Origin of the sequence: Cupriavidus sp. USMAA2-4 (genome assembly GCF_001854305.1) — a bacterium.
GTDB lineage: Bacteria > Pseudomonadota > Gammaproteobacteria > Burkholderiales > Burkholderiaceae > Cupriavidus > Cupriavidus malaysiensis.
This window is the reverse complement of the sequence record NZ_CP017749.1, coordinates 1,144,346-1,162,086: the sequence shown is the minus strand read 5'-3', so window position 1 is coordinate 1,162,086 and position 17,741 is coordinate 1,144,346. Positions and strand designations below refer to the sequence as shown.

Below are 17,741 nucleotides of genomic sequence, written 5' to 3'. Positions count from 1 at the left end.
GGCGCCGCGCCGTTGCTGCAGCGTTGCGTGGCCGAGGGGCGGCGGAACTTCGATCCCGCCTGAGCGGGTCCCTGAGCGGGTCCCTGAGCGGGTCCCTGAGCGAGCAGGGCGAGCAGGGCGAGCGGCGCGATGCCCGCGACCCGCCGCTCAGGTACTCGGGCGGCTCAGGCGGCTCAGGCGCCGCTGTCGCGCAGGCGCTCGCGCACCGCGCGGCGGTTGAGCTTGCCGACCGCGGTCTTGGGGATGTCGGCGACGAAGCGCACCGCGCGCGGTTTCTTGTAGGCGGCCAGTTGCGCCGCCACGTGCTCGACCAGCGCCGCCGCCAGCGCTTCCTGCCCTTCCCTGTCCATGCGCTGCGCGTCCGGCGCGGCATGCAGCACCACCACGGCGGTGACGGCCTCCACCCATTTGTCGTCGGGGAGGCCGATCACCGCGCATTCGCGTACCGCCGGGTGGCTCAGCAGCGCGTTCTCGACCTCGCTCGGATAGACGTTGTAGCCGCCGCTGATGATCATGTCCGAGGTACGGTCCTTCAGGTAGAGGAAGCCGTCCGCGTCGAACACGCCCACGTCGCGCGTGCGTACCCACCCATCGGGCAGGAAAGTCTGCGCGGTCAGCTCGGGCGCGTTGTGGTAGCCGGCCACGCTCGAGGGCGCGCGCACGGCGATCTCGCCCGGCTCGCCCGGCGGCACCGGATGGCCGGCCTCGTCGACCAGGCGCAGCTCCACCTCCAGCGCGACCTGGCCGCAGGCGCCGAGGCGCTCGCCCTGGTGGTCTTCGGGGCGCAGCACGGCCAGGCACAGCGGCACCTCGGTCTGGCCGTAGTACTGCCAGAAGCGGTGCCGGCCCCAGACTGCCATGGCGCGCTCGATCACCGCGCGCGGCATCGGCGAAGCGCCATAGATGACGTAGCGCAGCGCATCGACCCGGGTGGACGCGAGGGCCGGCGCATCCAGCAGCATCTGCAGCATGGTCGGCACCAGGTTGATGGCGGTGACGCCCTCGCGCTCCAGCGCCGCCAGGAAGGCGGCGGGTTCGAAGCCCGGCAGCACCACGGTCTTGCCGCCGCGCAGCCAGAAGGGCAGCACGAAGACGCCGCTGGCGTGGATCAGCGAGGCCGCGTGCAGCATCACGTCGTCGGGCGTGGCCGGCAGCAGGTTGAGCAGCACGTTGCGGCAGATCGCGGCGTAGGAGCGTTGCGTGTGGCGCGCGGCCTTGAGCACGCCGGTGGTGCCCGAGGTGAACAGCGTGAGGATCACGTCGTCCTCGTGCACCGCGACCTGCGGGTCGGTAGCGGGCCGGGCGCGGGCATCGGCAGCCAGGTCGATGGCGCCGGGCAGGCTCGCGTCGAGCCCGAGGCAGACCAGTCCGGGGCGCGCCGCGCGCAGCGCGGCGGCGCGTTCGGCCAGGTCGGCGCCGAATACCAGCAGCCGGCAGTCGGTTTCCTCCAGCATGCGCGCGTGCTCGGCGAGCGACAGGCGGGCATTCAGGGGCACGCGGTTGATGCCTGCCTTCACGCAGGCGAAGTCCAGCGGCACGCTGTAGAGGCCGTTGTTGACCAGCAGCGCGACCCGCTCGCCGCGGCCGGCGCCGGCCGCGATCAGGGCGTGGGCCAGGCGCGCGCTCAGCGCATCGACCTCGGTGAAGCTGAGGCGGTGCTCGCCGTGGACGAGGGCCGTGCGCGCGCCATGCTGGGCGGCGCCGCGGCGGATCAGTTCGAGGGTGGTGACGGACATGGTCGGGATTCGCAGTCCTTGCAGGGGGGGAACGGGGTTCGCAGAAATGGGTACGCCCGCGGCCCGGGAGGGGGAAAGCGGGGCGGGCGCGCCGTCAGCCGGCCGGACCGGGGCGGTCGGCCTGGCCGTGGCGCCCGGCGCCGTCGACGAAGCGCCGGGCGCCGTCGATACCCTCGGCGAACACGATCGGCGCCCCGGCCGCGCCCTCGGCGTGCAGCGCCGCCTCCAGCGGCAGGCCCCACTGCGTGTACGCCGAGGCGCGGTCGGCCAGCATGCAACGCTGCGGGAAGGCGGCGATCTCGTGCGCCAGCGCCTCGGCGGCGGCGCGCGCCTGCCCCGGCGCGACCAGCCGGTTGGCCAGCCCCATCGCGAGCGCCTCCTCGGCGGCGACGGGCCGCCCGGTGAGGATCATGTCGAGCGCGCGGCCCATGCCGACGACGCGTGGCAGGCGCACCGTGCCGCCGTCGATCAATGGCACGCCCCAGCGCCGGCAGAACACGCCGAAGACAGCGTCGCGCTCGGCCACGCGCAGGTCGGCCAGCAGGGCCAGCTCGAGGCCGCCGGCCACGGCGTAGCCGCTCACCGCGGCGATCAGCGGCTTGGACAGCGCCAGCCGCGTCGGCCCCATCGGGCCGCTGCCGCCGCCGGCAGGGTCCAGTTCATGGCGGCGCGCGGGGTCGCCCACCGCGCTCAGGTCGGCGCCGGCGCAGAAGTGGCCTCCGGCGCCCCACAGCACCGCCACGCGCAGCGCGGGGTCGGCCTCGAAGGCTTCGAACGCTTCGCGCAGCGCGGCCGCCATGGCGCCGTCGACCGCGTTGCGCTTGCCGGCGCGGTCCAGGATGATGGTGCAGACCGGACCATCCGTCTCGGTCCTGACATAGGGATCGGGCATCGTCTCCTTCCTGATTCTTGATGATTCTCGATGATTCTTGACGTGATCCGTGCCGTTCTTTTCGAGGTCCGCCCTATGGCCGTGACATGGGATCGCGCTGCCATAAATATTACATGAAATGGGCATTTTCATATTTTGAGGAAATATTCATCGTTTACCCGCCCCCCGGCCTGCCTCCCGATGCCGGCGCTATGCCGCGGCGATGCCGGCGGCCGTGCGGCACATGTCACAATCCGGCCTGCGACCCCGCATTCCCTCCGACACATCGACCGATCGACCGAACCACCATGGCCGCCAAGGCTGGTATCAAAATCGAAGCACCGTCCGCCACCGACCTGGTGCTCGACCTGCTGTTCACCCATCCGCGCCAGGCGCTGACCGTGCAGGCGCTGGCGCGCGCCGCCGAAGTGATGGACATCGCCACGCCCGCCGTGCGCGTGGCCCTGACGCGCCTGCAGCGCCAGGGCCGCGTGGCCAAGACCGGCCGCGGCAGCTATGCGGTGCGCCTCGAAGGCAACCCGGCCCACCACGAAGTGCAGTACTGGTTCGACAAGGAGAGCCGCCTGCGCGACTGGAAAGGCGACTGGCTGGTGGTGCATGACGCCGCCGTGGCGCGCAGCGCCAAGACGCTGTGGCGGCACCACCAGCGCGCGCTGGAGTTGTACGGCTTCCGCATGCTCGACACCGCGCTGTGGGTGAGGCCTGACAATCTCGACGGCGGCGCGCCGACGATGGAGGCGGCCTTGCGCCGCCTCGGCCTGGCCCGGGAAGCGCTGGTCTTCAGCGCACGGCAGTTCGACCCTGCCAGCGCGCAGCGCATGACCGGCCTGTGGAACGTGCCGGGCATCCTGGCCGGCTACCGCCATGCGCACGCCTTGCTGGCGCGCAGCACGGCGCGGCTGGCGCGCCTGTCGCCGGCGGCGGCCGCGCGCGAGACCCTGCTGGTCGGACGCGCGGTGATCCGCGCCATCGTGCGCGATCCCCTGCTGCCGGAGGCCATCCAGCCCGGCGCCGAGCGCCACGCCCTGATCGACGCCACGCGCGCCTACCAGGCCGGCGCGCTGGCGATCTGGGAGACGCTGCTGCAATCCGAGGCGGACTGAGCCCGGCGCCGGACCCGGCGAAGTGCCGCAGCCGCCGCGCTCGCCAAGCGCAGGCGACTCACGTAAACTGGCTGGAACTTATGCGGCGCAGACTCGCACTCAGTTCTATGTCCGCGTGTTCTATGCCGCGTGCGTCGCACGGGATCGTGCAAGACAAGGAGTCCAGGGTGAGCATGCCCGATTTCGACATGGTGCTGTTCGGCGGCACCGGAGACCTGGCGCGGCGCAAGCTGCTGCCGGCCCTGTTCGATGCCCACTGCGCGGGGCTGCTGCATCCTGCTGCGCGCATCCTCGCCACCGGCAGCCGCGCGTCGACCACCGAGGCCTATCTCGCGGCGCTGGAAGAAAGCGTGCGCCCGGGCCTGGAGCACGCGCCGCCGGACGCCTGGGCCGCCTTCCTGGCGCGCATCGACTACGTGCAGGTCGACGCCGACGAGCCGGCCCATTTCGACGTGCTGGCGCGCCGAGTGCTGCAGCGGGCGCCGGAAGTGGTGGTGTGCTACCTGGCGACCGCGCCCCAGCTGTTCGCGCCGATCTGCGCGCAGCTCGGCCGCACCGGCCTGAACCACCCGGGCGTGCGCGTGGTGCTGGAAAAGCCGCTGGGCCATGACCTCGAATCTTCCGAGGCCATCAATGCGGAGGTCGCGCGCGACTTCGCCGAGGACCAGATCTACCGCATCGATCACTATCTGGGCAAGGAGTCGGTGCAGAACCTGATGGCGATCCGCTTCGGCAACGCCCTGTTCGAGCCGCTGTGGCGGCGCGAGTGGATACAGGACGTGCAGATCACCATTGCCGAGGAACTCGGCGTGGAGACGCGCGGCGACTTCTACGACCGCATCGGCGCGCTGCGCGACATGGTGCAGAACCACCTGCTGCAACTGCTGTGCATGGTGACGATGGAGCCGCCTGCGAGCCTGTCCGAGGACGCCATCCGCGACGAGAAGATCAAGATCCTGAAGGCGCTCAAGCCGATCACGCCGCAGGAGGTGGCGGAGAAGACGGTGCGCGGGCAGTACCGGGCCGGGGCCGTCGGCGGCCGGCCGGTGCCGGGCTACCTGGACGAGCGCGGCATCGCGCCGGACAGCCGCACCGAGACCTTCGTCGCCATCAAGGCCGAAATCGCCAACTGGCGCTGGGCCGGCGTGCCGTTCTACCTGCGCACCGGCAAGCGCATGCAGGCGCGCGTGGCCGAGATCGTGATCCACTTCCGCGACGTGCCGCATGCGATCTTCCCGCGCCCGCTGGGCCTGTCGCCGCAGAACCGGCTGGTGATCCGGCTGCAGCCGGAGGAGAGCATCCGGCTGTACTTCCTCGTCAAGCAGCCCGGCGATACCGTGACGCTGACCCAGACCTCGCTCGACCTCGACCTCGCCAACTCCTTCAAGGCGCGCCGCGCCGGCGCCTACGAGCGCCTGCTGCTGGACGTCATCCGCGGCCGCCTGGGACTGTTCGTGCGGCGCGACGAGCAGGTGCAGGCCTGGCGCTGGGTCGAGCCGATCCTGGAGACCTGGCGCGACAGCCTGGTGCCGCCCAAGCCCTACACGGCCGGCACCTGGGGACCGGCCTCGTCGTCGGCGCTGCTGTCGCGCGACGGCGCGCTGTGGCACGAAGAGGTGTAGCGGGTGCGGCGGGTGTGCTGCGCGCCCCGGCGCGCAGCGATGCGCCGCCGCCCGGAGGCAGACCGGAAGGCGTGAGGACAGGACGAAAGGAGGAATCATCGATGCGGTGCTTCGAACATGCATCGGCGGCCGACCAGGCGGAGTCCCTGGCGATCTCCGTGGGCAATGCGCTGGAGCTGGTCATCGGCGTCAAGGGCTGGGCGGTGCTGGCGGTGTCGGGCGGACGCTCGCCGGTGGCGATGTTCGAGCGTCTGCGCCATCGGCACGTGCGCTGGGAATCCGTCACGGTCACGCTGGTCGACGAGCGCGCGGTGCCGCCAGGCCATGCCGACAGCAACGGCACGCTGGTGCGCCAGCACCTGCTGCGCGAGGATGCCGGGCGCGCCCATTTCGAGCCGCTGGTGGCCGACGCGGCGGATGCCGCCGATCCCGCCGCCGCCGTGGCCCGCCTGAACGCGGCCTACCGCCAGCCGGACGTGGTGGTGCTGGGCATGGGCGAGGACGGCCACACGGCCTCGCTGTTCGCCGACGCGCCGGAACTGCAGGCCGGGCTGAGCGAGCCGCGGCCCGGCTTCCTCGTCACCCATCCGGTGCAGGCGCCGCACGCGCGCATCACGCTGAACCTGGCCGCCTTGCTGGCTGCCGAGCGCATCTTCCTGGCGGTCTCCGGCCCGGCCAAGGCGGCCGTGCTGGCGCGCGCGCGCCAGCAGGCCACGCCGGCGCTGCCGGTCAGCCTGGTGCTGGCCCGGCGCCGCCCCGGCCTCGATGTCTTCCAAGCCTGAGCCGGGCGGCGCCATGACGACCACCGCCACCTCTGCCGTCACCTCTGCCGCCGACTTCCCGCGCCTGCTGGCCGACGTCGGCGGCACCAATGTGCGCTTCGTGCTGGAAAGCGCGCCGCGCCGCTTCGGCCCGGTCAGCGCCTACCGAGTGGCGGACTTCCCCTCGCTGGAAGCCGCCATCCGCCGCTTCCTCGCCAGCGACGCCGGCGGTGCGGCGCCGCGCCATGCCGCCGTGGGCCTGGCCAATCCGATCACCGGCGACCAGGTCAAGCTGACCAACCACAACTGGGCCTTCTCGATCGAAGGCATGCGGCGCTCGCTGGGCCTGGACATCCTGCTGGCGCTCAACGATTTCACCGCGCTGGCACTGGCGCTGCCGCACCTGCCCAAGCAGGGTCTGGCCGAGCTGCGCGCCGGCGCGGCGCAACTCGGCGCGCCCTGCGCCCTGGTCGGGCCCGGCACCGGCCTGGGCGTCTCGGGGCTGGTGCCCGGCCATGCCGGCGCGCCGCCGGTGGCGCTGGCCGGCGAAGGCGGCCATATCGGCCTGACGCCGGAGACCGACGACGAATGGGTGGCATGGCGTGCAGCGCAGCGCGCCTTCGGCCACGTCTCGGCCGAGCGCCTGCTGTCCGGCAGCGGGCTGTCGCGCATCCATGCCGCGCTGGCCGCAGAAACGGGTACGCTCCTGCTGGCGCCGCTGTCGCCGGCCCAGGTCACCGCCGGCGCCCTGCAGCGCGGCGACCCGCTGTGCCAGCGCAGCTTCCGTGTCTTCTGCGGGCTGCTCGGCTCGGTGGCCGCCGATATCGCGCTGGTGCTGGGCGCGCGCGGCGGCGTCTATCTCGGCGGGGGCATCGTGCCGCGCTTCGTCGATGCGCTGCGGGTCTCGCCCCTGTGCGAACGCTTCGACGGCAAGGGGCGCATGCGCGACTACCTGTCTGGGCTGCCGATCCATGTCATCACGGCGGAATATCCCGCCTTGTGGGGGCTGTCGGCGGCGCTGGCGCAGGCGCTGCAGGACGGGGGCTGAGGCAGGCGCGCGTGCGGCCGTCGTGCCGCGCTCCCCGTTTTTCCCCGCTCTCCTTGCTTTTCTTGTTTTCTTGATCAGGATTTCTCGCACAAGACCATGCGTGTACTGTTGGTGGAAGACGATGCCATGATCGGCGACAGCGTCAAGCTGGCGCTGCGCCAGGAGGGCTTCACGGTCGACTGGGTGCAGGACGGCGAGGCCGGCCTGGTCGCCGCAGGCGGCCAGGGCGAGGCGGGCTGCTACGACATCGTGCTGCTCGATCTCGGCCTGCCGCGCCGTTCCGGGCTGGAGGTGCTGCGCACGCTGCGCGCGCGCGGCGTGCGCACGCCGGTCCTGATCCTGACCGCGCGCGACGCCGTCGCCGACCGCGTCGCCGGGCTCAACGCCGGGGCCGACGACTACCTGGTCAAGCCCTTCGACCTGCAGGAGCTGGCCGCGCGCATGCACGCGCTGGCCCGCCGCGCCGAAGGCCGCGCCGAGCCGCTGCTGCGCCATGGCGACATCGTGCTGAACCCGGTCACGCGCGAGGTGACGCTGGCCGGCGAGGCGGTGCACCTGTCGGCGCGCGAGTTCGCGCTGCTGGCCGCGCTGCTGGCGCGGCCCGGCAAGGTGTGGTCGGTGCCGCAGTTGCAGGAGCGCCTGTACGGCTGGGACGACGAGGTCGGCAGCAATACCGTGGAAGTCTATGTCCACGCCCTGCGCAAGAAGCTCGGCGCGGCGCTGATCCGCAACATCCGCGGCGTCGGCTACGTGGTGCCGCGCCTGGAAGACGGCGACGGTGTGGCGGGCAAGGCAGAGGCGGCCCCCTGATGCGCTCGATCCAGCAAACCCTGCTGTGGTGGCTGGCCGCCGGCCTGCTGGCGGGCATCGCCATTGCCACCGTGCTGATCTACGGACAGGCGCGGCAGGAAGCCAATGCCCTGTTCGACTACCAGATGAAGCAGGTGGCGGCGGCCCTGCCCAGCCAGTTCAGCGACCCGGTCGCGCCGCCGCTGACGGCCGGTCCCACGGTGGGGCTGCTGCATGGCGACGAGGACGTGGTGATCCATATCTGGGACGGCTCGGGCCGCAGCCTCTACCTGTCGCACGCCCATCCGGCGCTGCCGCCGCAGGCCGAGCTGGGTTTCTCCGACGTCAGGACCGACCAGGGCGAATGGCGCATCTACAGCGTGCAGCTCGGGCCGGCCGTGGTGCAGATCGCGCAGCCGATGAGCGCGCGCCGCACGCTGGCCGCGCGCATGGCCCTGCGCACGGTGGCGCCGCTGCTGCTGCTGCTGCCGTTGCTGGGCTGGCTGGTGTGGCTGGCGGTGGGCCGCGGCCTGCGGCCGCTGCGCGAGATCGCCGAGGAAGTGGGCGCGCGCGATGCCGCCACGCTGGCGCCGCTGGCCACGCGCGCCATGCCGGCCGAGGTGGCGCCGCTGAGCGAGGCGCTGAACCAGCTGCTGGCGCGGCTGGCGCAGGCGATCGACACCCAGCGTGCCTTCGTGGCGGATGCCGCCCATGCCCTGCGCACGCCGCTGGCGGCGCTGCAGCTGCAGGCCCAGCTGGTCGAGCGCGCCGACGGCGCCGAGGCCCGCCAGGAGGCGGTGGCGCGGCTGCGCCAGGGACTGGAGCGGCTGACCCACCTGGTCAACCAGTTGCTGACGCTGGCGCGCCAGGAGCCCGGCGCGACGCCGCCGCCGCATGAAGCGGTGGACCTGCGCGCGCTGGCCGGCACGGTGGTGGCCGACCTGACCCAGGCCGCCATCGACCGCGACATCGACCTGGGCCTGGACGCGGACCCGGGCGAGCTCACCGTCAAGGGCGATGCCGATGCCCTGCGCATCCTGCTGACCAACCTCGTCGACAACGCCCTGCGCTACATCCCGCGCGGCGGCCGCGTCGACGTGCACCTGCGCCGGGCCGAGGCGGGCGGCGTGGAGCTGGCGGTGTCGGACAACGGACCCGGCATCCCGGCGGACGAGCGCGCGCGCGTGTTCGACCGCTTCTACCGGCTGGCCGACGCACCCACCGGCGGCAGCGGGCTGGGCCTGGCCATCGTCGCCGAGATCGCGCAGGCGCACGGTGCCCGGGTGGCGCTGGAGGACGCGGCGCCGGGCCTGCGCGTGCGCATCGTGTTCCCGCCGGCCTGAGGTGGACCCGAAGTGGCCTTGAGTGGCCTGGACCTGCCCTGGAAGCGCCTTTGAGACTGCCTGCGCCAGCGGGCACGGGGCGGCCGGGGCCGCCCCGTGCCGCCCGCTCAGGGAATGGGCGTCAGCAGCGGCTCGCCCGCGGCGTGCCGCGCGGCATTGGCCAGGAACTGGTTGAAGGAGGCATCGATCGCTTCCGGCGACCAGCCCGCTATGTGCGGCGTCAGCACCACGTTGGGGCAATCGAGCAGCGGCGCCGGCGGCGCCGGCTCGCTCTCATAGACGTCCAGGCCGGCACCGCCGAGCTCGCCCGCGCGCAGCGCCGCGGCCAGCGCCTCGGTATCGACCACGCTGCCGCGCGCGATATTGACCAGGTAGCCGGTGGGGCCGAGCGCGCGCATCACCGCGGCGTCGATCAGGTGGCGCGTGCCGGCGCCGCCGGGCGTGGCCACCACCAGGTAGTCGGCCCAGTCGGCCAGCGCCGCCAGGCTGTCGAAATAGCGGAAGGGGGCGTCGGCGCGCGGCTGGCGGTTGTGGTAGCCGACCTCGAGGTCGAAACCCTGGCCGCGCTGGGCGATGCGCCGGCCGATGGTGCCGAGGCCGAGGATGCCCAGGCGCTTGCCCGAGAAGTTGGGCTGCAGCGGCAGGTCGTTGCGCCACACCCCGGCCCGGGTGGCGCGGTCGAGTGCCGGCACCGCGCGCACCACGGCTAGCAGCAGGGCCATGGCATGGTCGGCCACGCAGGCATCGTTGGTGCCGGCGCCGTTGAACACAGCGATGCCGCGCGCGCGGGCATGGGCCACCGCCAGGTTCTCGTAGCCGGCGCCCAGCGCGCCCAGCAGTTCCAGCGCCGGCATGGCGTCGATCTCGTCCGCGCGCAGCCCGGTCGAGCCGTTGGTGAGGACCGCGCGGATGCGCGCGCCTTCGGCTGCCACGCAGGCCGCGCGGCGGACCGCATCGGGGGCGTAGTGGACGGTGAAGGCGGTGCCGAGCTGTTCGAGATGCTTGGGCGAGACGTGGATCAGCAGGAGGAGGTCGGGTTTCATGGCGTGGCGGCTGGGGAGAGAGCCGGACCCGGCGGCGGGCCGGGCCGGATCGAGGCATTCTAGCCGCACTGCACAAAAGCCGCCCGTGCCCGCCGATTATCAAATCCTGGACAACAATGCTTCCAATGCCGGATGGATGATGCGGGCGCGCCCGCTGTCCATAATCGACAGCGATGCCGGCGCTGGTGCCGGCCCCAGCAAGGAGTCCTTCCCATGTTTCCCGATTTCGATGCGGCGCGTGTCCTGGTGGTCGGCGGCAGTTCCGGCATCGGCCTGGCCGCGGCCCGGGCCTTCGCCGCGCGCGGTGCCCAGGTGACCATCGCCTCGCGTCACCAGGCCAGGCTCGATGCGGCGCTGTCGTCGCTGTCGTCGCTGGGGGCGGCCGATGCCGGTGCCGGCGCCGGCGCGCGCGTCGCCGGCCAGGTGCTCGACGTCACCGACGACGCAGCCGTGGCCGCCTTCTTCGCCCAGGCCGAGCCCTGGGACCATGTCGTCATCTCCGCCGCCCAGACCGCGACCGGGCCGGTGCGCCAGCTGCCACTGGCCGATGCCTACGCCGCGCTCGACAGCAAGTTCTGGGGCGCCTACCGCGTGGCGCGCGCGGTGCCGATCCGCGCGCGCGGATCGCTCACGCTGGTGTCGGGCTACCTCGGCATCCGCCCGAGCAAGGCCTCGGTGCTGCAGGGCGCGATCAACGCGGCGCTGGATGCGCTCGGGCGCGGGCTGGCGCTGGAGCTGTCGCCGGTGCGCGTCAACACGGTCTCGCCCGGCCTGATCGCCACACCGCTGTGGGACAAGCTCGATCCGGCCGCGCGCCAGGCCATGTACGACGGCGCCGCCGCGCGGCTGCCGGCGCAATGCCTGGGGCAGCCCGAAGACGTCGCCAATGCCATCCTGTACCTGGCCGGCACCCCCTATGTGACAGGCTCCACCGTGCTGGTCGACGGCGGCGGGGCGATCGCCTGAGGACAGGCGCGCGGCGGGCGGCATCGTGCCGCCGGGCGCGCGCCTGTTTCCGTTTTTTCCAGTGGTAGTGAATGCGTGCTCGCGCACGCCAACCGGAGACTCTCCATGCAGATCGATCTCAGCGGCAAGACCGCGCTCGTCACCGCCTCCACGGCCGGCATCGGCCTGGCCATCGCCAAGGGCCTCGCCGCCACCGGCGCCGAAGTCGTGCTCAACGGCCGCCACCAGGACAGCCTGCAGGCCGCGCTGGAGGCGGTGCGCGCCGCCGTCCCGGGCGCCAAGGTGCGCGGCGTCGCGGCCGACGTCGGCGATGCGGCCGGTTGTGCCGCGCTGGTGGCCGCCGTGCCCGCGGTCGACATCCTCGTCAACAACGCTGGCATCTACGGTCCCAAGGACTTCTTCGCGCTCGAGGACGCCGACTGGAGCCGCTACTTCGAGCTCAACGTGATGTCGGGCGTGCGGCTCGCGCGGGCCTACGTGCCGGGCATGGAGGCCCGCGACTGGGGGCGCGTGGTCTTCATCTCCTCGGAGTCGGGGCTGAACATCCCCGAGGACATGATCCACTACGGCTTCAGCAAGACCGCCCAGCTCGCCATCTCGCGCGGGCTGGCCAAGCGGCTGCGCGGCACCGGCGTGACCGTCAACGCCGTGCTGCCGGGACCGACGCTGTCCGAGGGCGTGGCCGCCATGCTGCAGGAGGCGGCCGCCAGCCAGGGCGTGAGCGTGGAGCAAGCCGCCGCCGCCTTCGTCAAGGCCAAGCGGCCCAGCTCCATCCTGCAGCGTGCCGCCACCGTGGAGGAGGTGGCGAACATGGTGGTCTATGCCTGCTCGCTGCAGGCCTCGGCGACCACCGGCGCGGCGTTGCGGGTCGATGGCGGGGTGGTGGACACCATCGCTTGAGGCGCGCTGCCGGGCGCCGGCGCCGGGTGGGGGCGCATACGCAGAAACGGGTACGCAGATGTGGATGCGGACCTGGATGCGCGGACGGGGGTACGCAGAAATGGGTACGCCCGGGCCCGGAGCGATCCCGACCGGTGACGCTCACCCGGGCCCGCAGGACCGGCGGCGGCAGGCAGCCGCCCAGGCTCCCGCACGCCTGTCACCGATGGGTCCGGACACTGGCAGCAGATGCCGCCGGGCCTGAATCGCGGGGTTTGGGCCGGATCGCGGGCCGGAAAAAGGGAAGACGGCGGGCGGCAGGGGCGGCCGTGCCGTACAGGCGTCGCGCACGGGCGGGTTGGGTGATCCGGCCCGCCATGCCGCTCGCAGGCGCCTTGCGGCAGCCTCGCAGAAATGGGTACGCTTTGCGGGGCGGGGCCTGCGGGGCCCGCGACGGCGGACCCATCCTCATCTCATTCCCCGGTGCTGTCCCCGTCTTTGCCGCGAGTGCCGGCGTGCGCCACCAGCCGGTCCAGCAGGCTGCCCAGGTGGGCCTGCTCGGCGGCGTCGAGGCAGCCGAACAGCTCGGCATTGAGGCCGGCGATGACGGCGATCGCCTTGCGGTACAGCGGCCGCCCGCGCGCCGTCAGGGTCAGCACGACGCCGCGCCCGTCTTCGTCGCTGCTTTCCTTGCTGACCAGGCCGCGTTCGACCAGCGCCTGCGCGCTGCGGCTGGCCTGGCCCTTGGTCAGGTTGGCGCGCTGTGCCAGCGTGTTGACCGAGACCGGCTCGAAGGCCCCGATCGCCGCCAGGCAGCGTCCCTCGCCCAGCGGCAGCCCGCATTGCACGAGATAGGCCTCGGTGCTTTCGCGTTCGCTCAGCTTGTTGACCTGGTGCAGGCGGTAGGTGAGGAACTGGTCGAGGCGGGGCAGCGGCTTCATGTCGGCGATTCCGGGTCGGGCGCCTGCGACTTTACACGCCGCAGGCGCGCCGCGCATCCTCGATGGCTTGCAGCACCGGCGCGGCTTCGGCCTCGCGGCTGATCAGGGCCAGGCACAGGGCGGCCAGCAGCAGCGGCGTGCGTGCCTCGCCGACTTCGGCCATGGTGCGGCACAACTGCGTGTAGGCACGGTCCAGGTCGTCAGCTTGCATCGGAGGCTCCAGCGGGCAGGTTGAGGAGGAAGGGCGCCAGCGCGGCCTGCACGCGGTCCGGGTCGGGCTGGCGCCAGCGCGCCAGCACATAGCCGTCGGGCCGGATCAGGTACAGGGTGCCGTGGGTGGCGCCGTAGCGCTGCCAGGCCTGGCCGTGCGCATCGCGCAGCACGCCGTCGCCGCCCGGCGCGGCGGCCGGGGCCACCACCAGCCACTGCACCGGCGGGCCGGCCTTGCCCGCAGCGAGCGCGCCGAGCGCGTCCGGCACGGCGCCGTCCGCCTGGAAGCAGAGCAGGGTGAAGGCCCGGCCGAACGACTGGCTCAGGTGCACCGCCTCCGCGCCGCGCAGCAGGCTGGCCTCGGGCGCGGGACAGCCGGGCGCCGCGCCGGGCGCGTCGTCGAAGTCGGACGGGCCGTTGAGCGGCGAGCCGGCGTAGTCGATCGGCGCCGACTGGCGCGGGTTGATCAGCGAGCGCACCTCGGGATGGTCGAGCGCCAGGCGCAGCGCGGCCTCGCGCATCAGGCGGAAGGCGAAATCGGGCGGCGCCATGAACTCCGTGCTCTTGGCGCCGTAGGCGATGTTCTGGCGGGTGGCGTGCACCCGTTCATCCGAATAGGAGTCCAGCAGCGAGGCCTCGGCGTGCCCGCGCAGCACCCACGCCAGCTTCCAGGCGAGGTTGCCGGCATCGTCCAGGCCGGAGTTGAGGCCGCGCACGCCGAAGATCGGCACCAGGTGGGCGGCGTCGCCGGCGAACAGCACGCGCCCGTAGCGGTAGCGCGGCAGCGTCAGGCACTTGGCGTTGTAGATGGAGATCCACAGCGGCTTCCAGGGGGCGTTCTCGCCGATCATGTCGAGATGGCTCTGCACGCGCGGCAGCACATTCTCCGGCCGCACCGCGGCGTCGGCATCCTCGTCATCGCGGATCTGGTAGTCGATGCGCCATACATTGCCGGGCTGGCGATGCATCAGGATGGTGGAGCCGGGATTGGAGGGCGGGTCGAACCAGGCCAGCCGCTCGACCTCGCGCCGCGTGTCCTGCTCGATGTCGACGATCACGTAGCGGCCCTCGTACTGCATGCCTTCCATGCGCAGGCCGAGCTGCTCGCGTACCATGCTGCGCCCGCCGTCGCAGGCCACCAGCCATTGCGCGGCGACGCGCGCGCTGCCGCCACCCGTGTCGATCTCCACCGTCACGCCATCGTCGGCGGCGTGCACCGCGGCCACGCGCGCACCGAAGCGCACGTCGGACAAGGTGCCGACGTCCTGGGCGGCGCGGTGGGCGTATTCCTCGATGTAGTACTGCTGGATGTTCACCATCGGCGCGAAGCGCTCGTGCGGCTCGCTCGGCATGCGGAAATGCAGCACCTCGGTGTCGCGGTAGTAGCTGCGCCCGCCCACCCAGGCCAGGCCGGTCGCCACGGTGGCGGCGTCCGCGCCGGCCCAGCCGAGGATCTCCAGCGAACGGCGCGACATGCAGATGGCCCGGCTGCCGCTGCAGTAGCCCTCGTCCGCCTCGACCACCAGCGAGGCGATGCCATGCCGGGCCAGCAGCGCCGACAGGGCCAGGCCGACCGGCCCGCCGCCGGCGATCAGCACCGGGACCCGCTCCGGCCAGGGCTGGGATGTGGGTGGCATGGAAGTCTCCGTAATCTGGTTGTGTGCTCAACTATATGTCGATAATAGTTGCGTGCACAACCAGCGTATACCCCTCCCGTCCTGGCCCGCGCCCGCTGCCACGCGGACGGCAACTTGCCGGAGCCGCGGGCTCCCCGCGGTGCTGGCCGCGCCCTCAGCCCGGCATGCCGAGCCGGCGTGACAGCGCGGCGGCCACCGCCGCCAGCTGGGTCCCGGTGGCCTGCACTGCCGCCGGCGTGGCCTCGTGCTCGAGCAGGCTGACGGCGATGCCGGCCACCGGTTCCCCCGAGAAATCGCGGATGGCGGCGCCGATGCAATGCATGCCTTCGCGCACCTGCCCTTCGTCGATGGAGAAGCCGCGCGCGCGCGTGTCCCGCATCTCGGCCAGGAAGGCCGGCAGGCCGGCCACGCTGTGCGGAGTCAGGGCAGCCGGCCAGTGCTGGCCGAAGCGCTGGCGCAGCGCGGCGTCCGGCAGCGCGCTGAGCAGGATCTTGCCGGTTGCGGTGAAGGGGGCGGGCAGGCGCATGCCGATGCGGAAGGTGAAGCCGAGCGGGTCGGCGCTGTTGCGGCAGGCCAGGTAGATCACGTCGCGCCCCTCCAGCACGCTGAGCGTGATGGTGTGGCGGCTCAGCTCGGCCTGTTCGGCGAAGTAGCGCTGGAACTCCCCGACCAGGTCGAACTGGGCCAGGAAACCGTTGGCCCAGTGCATCGGGTGGGCGCCCAGGCGGAAGGTGCCGTCGCCCGCGCGCGCCAGCAGGCCGAGTTCGAGCATGGTGGCGAGCAGCCCGTGCGCGCTGCTCTTGGGCAGGCCGAGCGCGCGCGCGAGGTCGGCCGCGGTGGGCGGCGCACCCGCCGCGCTGACGAAGTCCAGGATGCGCACGGCACGCCGCAGCGCCGGCACGGTTTCGGCCTGCGCCGCCGCATTGTCTTCCTGCCCGTGTCCGGGAGCGTCCATGCCGGACGGCTGCAGTGCCTCGCTCATTCTTGACAAACTCCCTCCGGCCGCACTACAAAGGCACACTGATAGTTCAATATGCGGATCTTAGTTCAACCTATTGAACTTGGCAAGGTTGGCGAGCCCGATGTCACGGCAAGCGAACCGGGTCCGCCCAGCCCCCGACCGGCACGGTCACCAAACGGAGTGAAATCTTGCTGACGCTGCAATCCCCCGCGCTGCTGCGCGATCAATGCCTTCTCGACGGACGCTGGCAAGGTGCCGCGGACGGTGCCGTGATCGAAGTCCGCAATCCCGCCGACGGCAGCCTGGTGGGCTGTGTGCCGTCGCTGGGCGCGCCGGCCGTCGAGGCGGCGGTGGCCGCCGCCGACCGGGCCTTCAAGCCGTGGTCGCGGCTGGCGCCGCAGGAGCGCGCGGCCGTGCTGATGCGCTGGTTCCACCTGATCCTCGCCAACGCCGACGATCTCGCCGCGCTGATGACGGCCGAACAGGGCAAGCCGCTGGCCGAAGCCAAGGGCGAGGTACGTTACGCGGCCAGCTTCATCGAGTGGTTCGCCGAGGAAGCCAAGCGCACCTACGGCGACGTGATCCCTGCCCCGCAGACCGACAAGCGCCTGGTGGTGATCAAGCAGCCGGTGGGCGTCTGCGCCGCCATCACGCCGTGGAACTTCCCGGCCGCGATGATCACGCGCAAGGTGGGCCCCGCACTGGCCGCCGGCTGCACCATCATCGTCAAGCCGGCCGAGCAGACGCCGCTGACCGCGCTGGCGCTGGGCGAACTGGCGCAGCAGGCCGGGGTGCCGGCCGGCGTGCTGCAGATCGTCACCGGCGACGCGCGCGTGGTGGGCGGCGTGCTGACCGCCAGCGACAAGGTGCGCAAGCTGTCCTTCACCGGCTCCACCGAGGTCGGCCGCCTCCTGATGGCGCAGTGCGCGCCGACCATCAAGCGCCTGTCGCTGGAGCTGGGCGGCAACGCGCCCTTCATCGTCTTCGACGATGCCGACCTCGATGCCGCGGTCGAGGGGGCGCTCGCCTCCAAGTACCGCAATGCGGGCCAGACCTGCGTCTGCGCCAACCGCCTCTACGTGCAGTCCGGCGTCTACGAGGCCTTTGCCGAGAAGCTGACCCGGCGCGTGCGCGAGCTGCCGGTGGGCGCGGGTACGCAGCCGGGCGTGCAGATCGGGCCGCTGATCGACGAGGCGGCGGTGGAGAAGGTCGAAAGCCACGTCGCCGATGCGCTGGCCAAGGGCGCGCAGGTGGCGGCCGGCGGCAGGCGCCACGCCCTCGGCGGCCTGTTCTACGAGCCGACCGTGCTGACCGGCGTCACGCAGTCGATGCGGGTGGCGCGCGAGGAAACCTTCGGGCCGGTGGCGCCGCTGTTCCGCTTCGATACCGAGGAAGAGGTGGTCGCCATGGCCAACGACACCGAGTTCGGCCTGGCCGCCTACTTCTTCACCGAGAACGCCGGCCGCGCCTGGCGCGTGGGCGAGGCGCTCGACTACGGCATGGTCGGCCACAACACCGGCCTGATCTCCAACGAGGTCGCGCCCTTCGGCGGCGTCAAGCAATCGGGCCTGGGCCGCGAGGGCTCGAAGTACGGCATCGACGAGTACCTGGAGATGAAGTACCTGTGCTCGGCCATCCGCTGAGCGGCAGCGCAACATAGCCCAGCGTAGCCCGGCATAGCCCAACGCTGCACCAGCCGGCGCAATGCCATGCCGCGCCGGCGGCACTGACGCACGCGCGCCGGGGCGGCGCCGTGCGCATCCGTGCGGTCGCCGCGACCGCGCCGCCCGCACGACGGGACAGCACAGAG

General features: G+C 72.4%; 16 protein-coding genes. 9 read left to right on the top strand and 7 right to left on the bottom strand.

Annotated elements, in window-relative coordinates:
* Positions 1 to 173 precede the first annotated feature (173 nt).
* Both BKK79_RS25240 and BKK79_RS25235 read right to left on the bottom strand, forming a co-directional pair.
* Complete coding sequence (locus tag BKK79_RS25240) at positions 174 to 1,736, bottom strand: class I adenylate-forming enzyme family protein (RefSeq protein WP_071039167.1); 1,563 nt, start codon at positions 1,734 to 1,736, stop codon at positions 174 to 176.
* A gap of 94 nt (positions 1,737 to 1,830) precedes the next feature.
* Complete coding sequence (locus BKK79_RS25235; protein ID WP_071017671.1) at positions 1,831 to 2,628, bottom strand: crotonase/enoyl-CoA hydratase family protein; 798 nt, start codon at positions 2,626 to 2,628, stop codon at positions 1,831 to 1,833.
* 287 nt (positions 2,629 to 2,915) lie between these two features.
* Between BKK79_RS25235 and BKK79_RS25230 the strand changes: the two genes are divergently transcribed.
* From BKK79_RS25230 to BKK79_RS25205, 6 genes are all read left to right on the top strand, one after another.
* Entirely contained in the window at positions 2,916 to 3,731 is an 816-nt protein-coding gene (locus BKK79_RS25230) for a PaaX family transcriptional regulator (RefSeq protein ID WP_071017673.1), read from the top strand.
* Positions 3,732 to 3,904: 173 nt separating this feature from the next.
* Positions 3,905 to 5,353, top strand: coding sequence for a glucose-6-phosphate dehydrogenase (gene zwf, locus BKK79_RS25225; RefSeq protein WP_071017674.1), 1,449 nt, complete (start codon positions 3,905 to 3,907; stop codon positions 5,351 to 5,353).
* A gap of 101 nt (positions 5,354 to 5,454) precedes the next feature.
* A complete protein-coding gene (pgl, locus tag BKK79_RS25220) occupies positions 5,455 to 6,135 on the top strand; it encodes a 6-phosphogluconolactonase (RefSeq protein ID WP_071017676.1) in 681 nt (226 codons plus the stop codon).
* Between the two features lie 13 nt (positions 6,136 to 6,148).
* On the top strand, positions 6,149 to 7,162 hold the full coding sequence (gene glk / locus BKK79_RS25215; protein WP_071039166.1) for a glucokinase: 1,014 nt from the start codon (positions 6,149 to 6,151) through the stop codon (positions 7,160 to 7,162).
* Positions 7,163 to 7,258: 96 nt separating this feature from the next.
* On the top strand, positions 7,259 to 7,972 hold the full coding sequence (locus BKK79_RS25210; protein ID WP_071017679.1) for a response regulator transcription factor: 714 nt from the start codon (positions 7,259 to 7,261) through the stop codon (positions 7,970 to 7,972).
* The gene (locus tag BKK79_RS25205; RefSeq protein ID WP_071039165.1) at positions 7,972 to 9,294 is read left to right on the top strand and encodes a sensor histidine kinase; all 1,323 of its coding nucleotides are present in this window, start codon (positions 7,972 to 7,974) and stop codon (positions 9,292 to 9,294) included. The genes BKK79_RS25210 and BKK79_RS25205 overlap by 1 nt, the downstream gene beginning before the upstream one ends.
* A gap of 107 nt (positions 9,295 to 9,401) precedes the next feature.
* Here the strand turns inward: BKK79_RS25205 and BKK79_RS25200 are convergent, their stop codons facing one another.
* Positions 9,402 to 10,337, bottom strand: coding sequence for a 2-hydroxyacid dehydrogenase (locus BKK79_RS25200; RefSeq protein WP_071017682.1), 936 nt, complete (start codon positions 10,335 to 10,337; stop codon positions 9,402 to 9,404).
* 213 nt (positions 10,338 to 10,550) lie between these two features.
* Here BKK79_RS25200 and BKK79_RS25195 point away from each other — a divergent pair, with 213 nt between their 5' ends.
* Together BKK79_RS25195 and BKK79_RS25190 are read left to right on the top strand one after the other, a co-directional pair.
* A complete protein-coding gene (locus BKK79_RS25195) occupies positions 10,551 to 11,303 on the top strand; it encodes an SDR family oxidoreductase (protein ID WP_071039164.1) in 753 nt (250 codons plus the stop codon).
* Between the two features lie 105 nt (positions 11,304 to 11,408).
* Positions 11,409 to 12,203 carry an SDR family NAD(P)-dependent oxidoreductase gene (locus BKK79_RS25190; RefSeq protein ID WP_071017687.1) on the top strand — a complete coding sequence of 265 codons (795 nt, stop codon included), beginning with the start codon at positions 11,409 to 11,411 and terminating at the stop codon, positions 12,201 to 12,203.
* Positions 12,204 to 12,655: 452 nt separating this feature from the next.
* On the opposite strand, the gene BKK79_RS25185 is transcribed toward BKK79_RS25190, so the two are convergent.
* From BKK79_RS25185 to BKK79_RS25170, 4 genes are all read right to left on the bottom strand, one after another.
* Complete coding sequence (locus tag BKK79_RS25185; RefSeq protein WP_071039163.1) at positions 12,656 to 13,123, bottom strand: MarR family winged helix-turn-helix transcriptional regulator; 468 nt, start codon at positions 13,121 to 13,123, stop codon at positions 12,656 to 12,658.
* Positions 13,124 to 13,154: 31 nt separating this feature from the next.
* Positions 13,155 to 13,334 (bottom strand): hypothetical protein, encoded by a 180-nt coding sequence (locus BKK79_RS25180; protein WP_071017690.1) that lies wholly within the window; start codon positions 13,332 to 13,334, stop codon positions 13,155 to 13,157.
* On the bottom strand, positions 13,324 to 14,970 hold the full coding sequence (locus BKK79_RS25175; protein ID WP_071039162.1) for an FAD-dependent oxidoreductase: 1,647 nt from the start codon (positions 14,968 to 14,970) through the stop codon (positions 13,324 to 13,326). Before BKK79_RS25175 ends, BKK79_RS25180 begins: the two co-directional genes overlap by 11 nt.
* A gap of 154 nt (positions 14,971 to 15,124) precedes the next feature.
* Positions 15,125 to 15,952, bottom strand: coding sequence for an IclR family transcriptional regulator (locus BKK79_RS25170; protein WP_231908191.1), 828 nt, complete (start codon positions 15,950 to 15,952; stop codon positions 15,125 to 15,127).
* Between the two features lie 167 nt (positions 15,953 to 16,119).
* On the opposite strand from BKK79_RS25170, the gene BKK79_RS25165 reads away from it, so the two are divergent.
* A complete protein-coding gene (locus BKK79_RS25165) occupies positions 16,120 to 17,574 on the top strand; it encodes an NAD-dependent succinate-semialdehyde dehydrogenase (protein ID WP_071017695.1) in 1,455 nt (484 codons plus the stop codon).
* Positions 17,575 to 17,741: the final 167 nt, after the last annotated feature.

Coding starts and splice junctions, on each gene's coding strand:
- BKK79_RS25240 (WP_071039167.1), bottom strand. CDS start 1,736: ATGTCCGTCACCACCCTCGAACTGATCCGCCGCGGCGCCGCCCAGCAT.
- BKK79_RS25235 (WP_071017671.1), bottom strand. CDS start 2,628: ATGCCCGATCCCTATGTCAGGACCGAGACGGATGGTCCGGTCTGCACC.
- BKK79_RS25230 (WP_071017673.1), top strand. CDS start 2,916: ATGGCCGCCAAGGCTGGTATCAAAATCGAAGCACCGTCCGCCACCGAC.
- zwf (WP_071017674.1), top strand. CDS start 3,905: ATGCCCGATTTCGACATGGTGCTGTTCGGCGGCACCGGAGACCTGGCG.
- pgl (WP_071017676.1), top strand. CDS start 5,455: ATGCGGTGCTTCGAACATGCATCGGCGGCCGACCAGGCGGAGTCCCTG.
- glk (WP_071039166.1), top strand. CDS start 6,149: ATGACGACCACCGCCACCTCTGCCGTCACCTCTGCCGCCGACTTCCCG.
- BKK79_RS25210 (WP_071017679.1), top strand. CDS start 7,259: ATGCGTGTACTGTTGGTGGAAGACGATGCCATGATCGGCGACAGCGTC.
- BKK79_RS25205 (WP_071039165.1), top strand. CDS start 7,972: ATGCGCTCGATCCAGCAAACCCTGCTGTGGTGGCTGGCCGCCGGCCTG.
- BKK79_RS25200 (WP_071017682.1), bottom strand. CDS start 10,337: ATGAAACCCGACCTCCTCCTGCTGATCCACGTCTCGCCCAAGCATCTC.
- BKK79_RS25195 (WP_071039164.1), top strand. CDS start 10,551: ATGTTTCCCGATTTCGATGCGGCGCGTGTCCTGGTGGTCGGCGGCAGT.
- BKK79_RS25190 (WP_071017687.1), top strand. CDS start 11,409: ATGCAGATCGATCTCAGCGGCAAGACCGCGCTCGTCACCGCCTCCACG.
- BKK79_RS25185 (WP_071039163.1), bottom strand. CDS start 13,123: ATGAAGCCGCTGCCCCGCCTCGACCAGTTCCTCACCTACCGCCTGCAC.
- BKK79_RS25180 (WP_071017690.1), bottom strand. CDS start 13,334: ATGCAAGCTGACGACCTGGACCGTGCCTACACGCAGTTGTGCCGCACC.
- BKK79_RS25175 (WP_071039162.1), bottom strand. CDS start 14,970: ATGCCACCCACATCCCAGCCCTGGCCGGAGCGGGTCCCGGTGCTGATC.
- BKK79_RS25170 (WP_231908191.1), bottom strand. CDS start 15,952: ATGAGCGAGGCACTGCAGCCGTCCGGCATGGACGCTCCCGGACACGGG.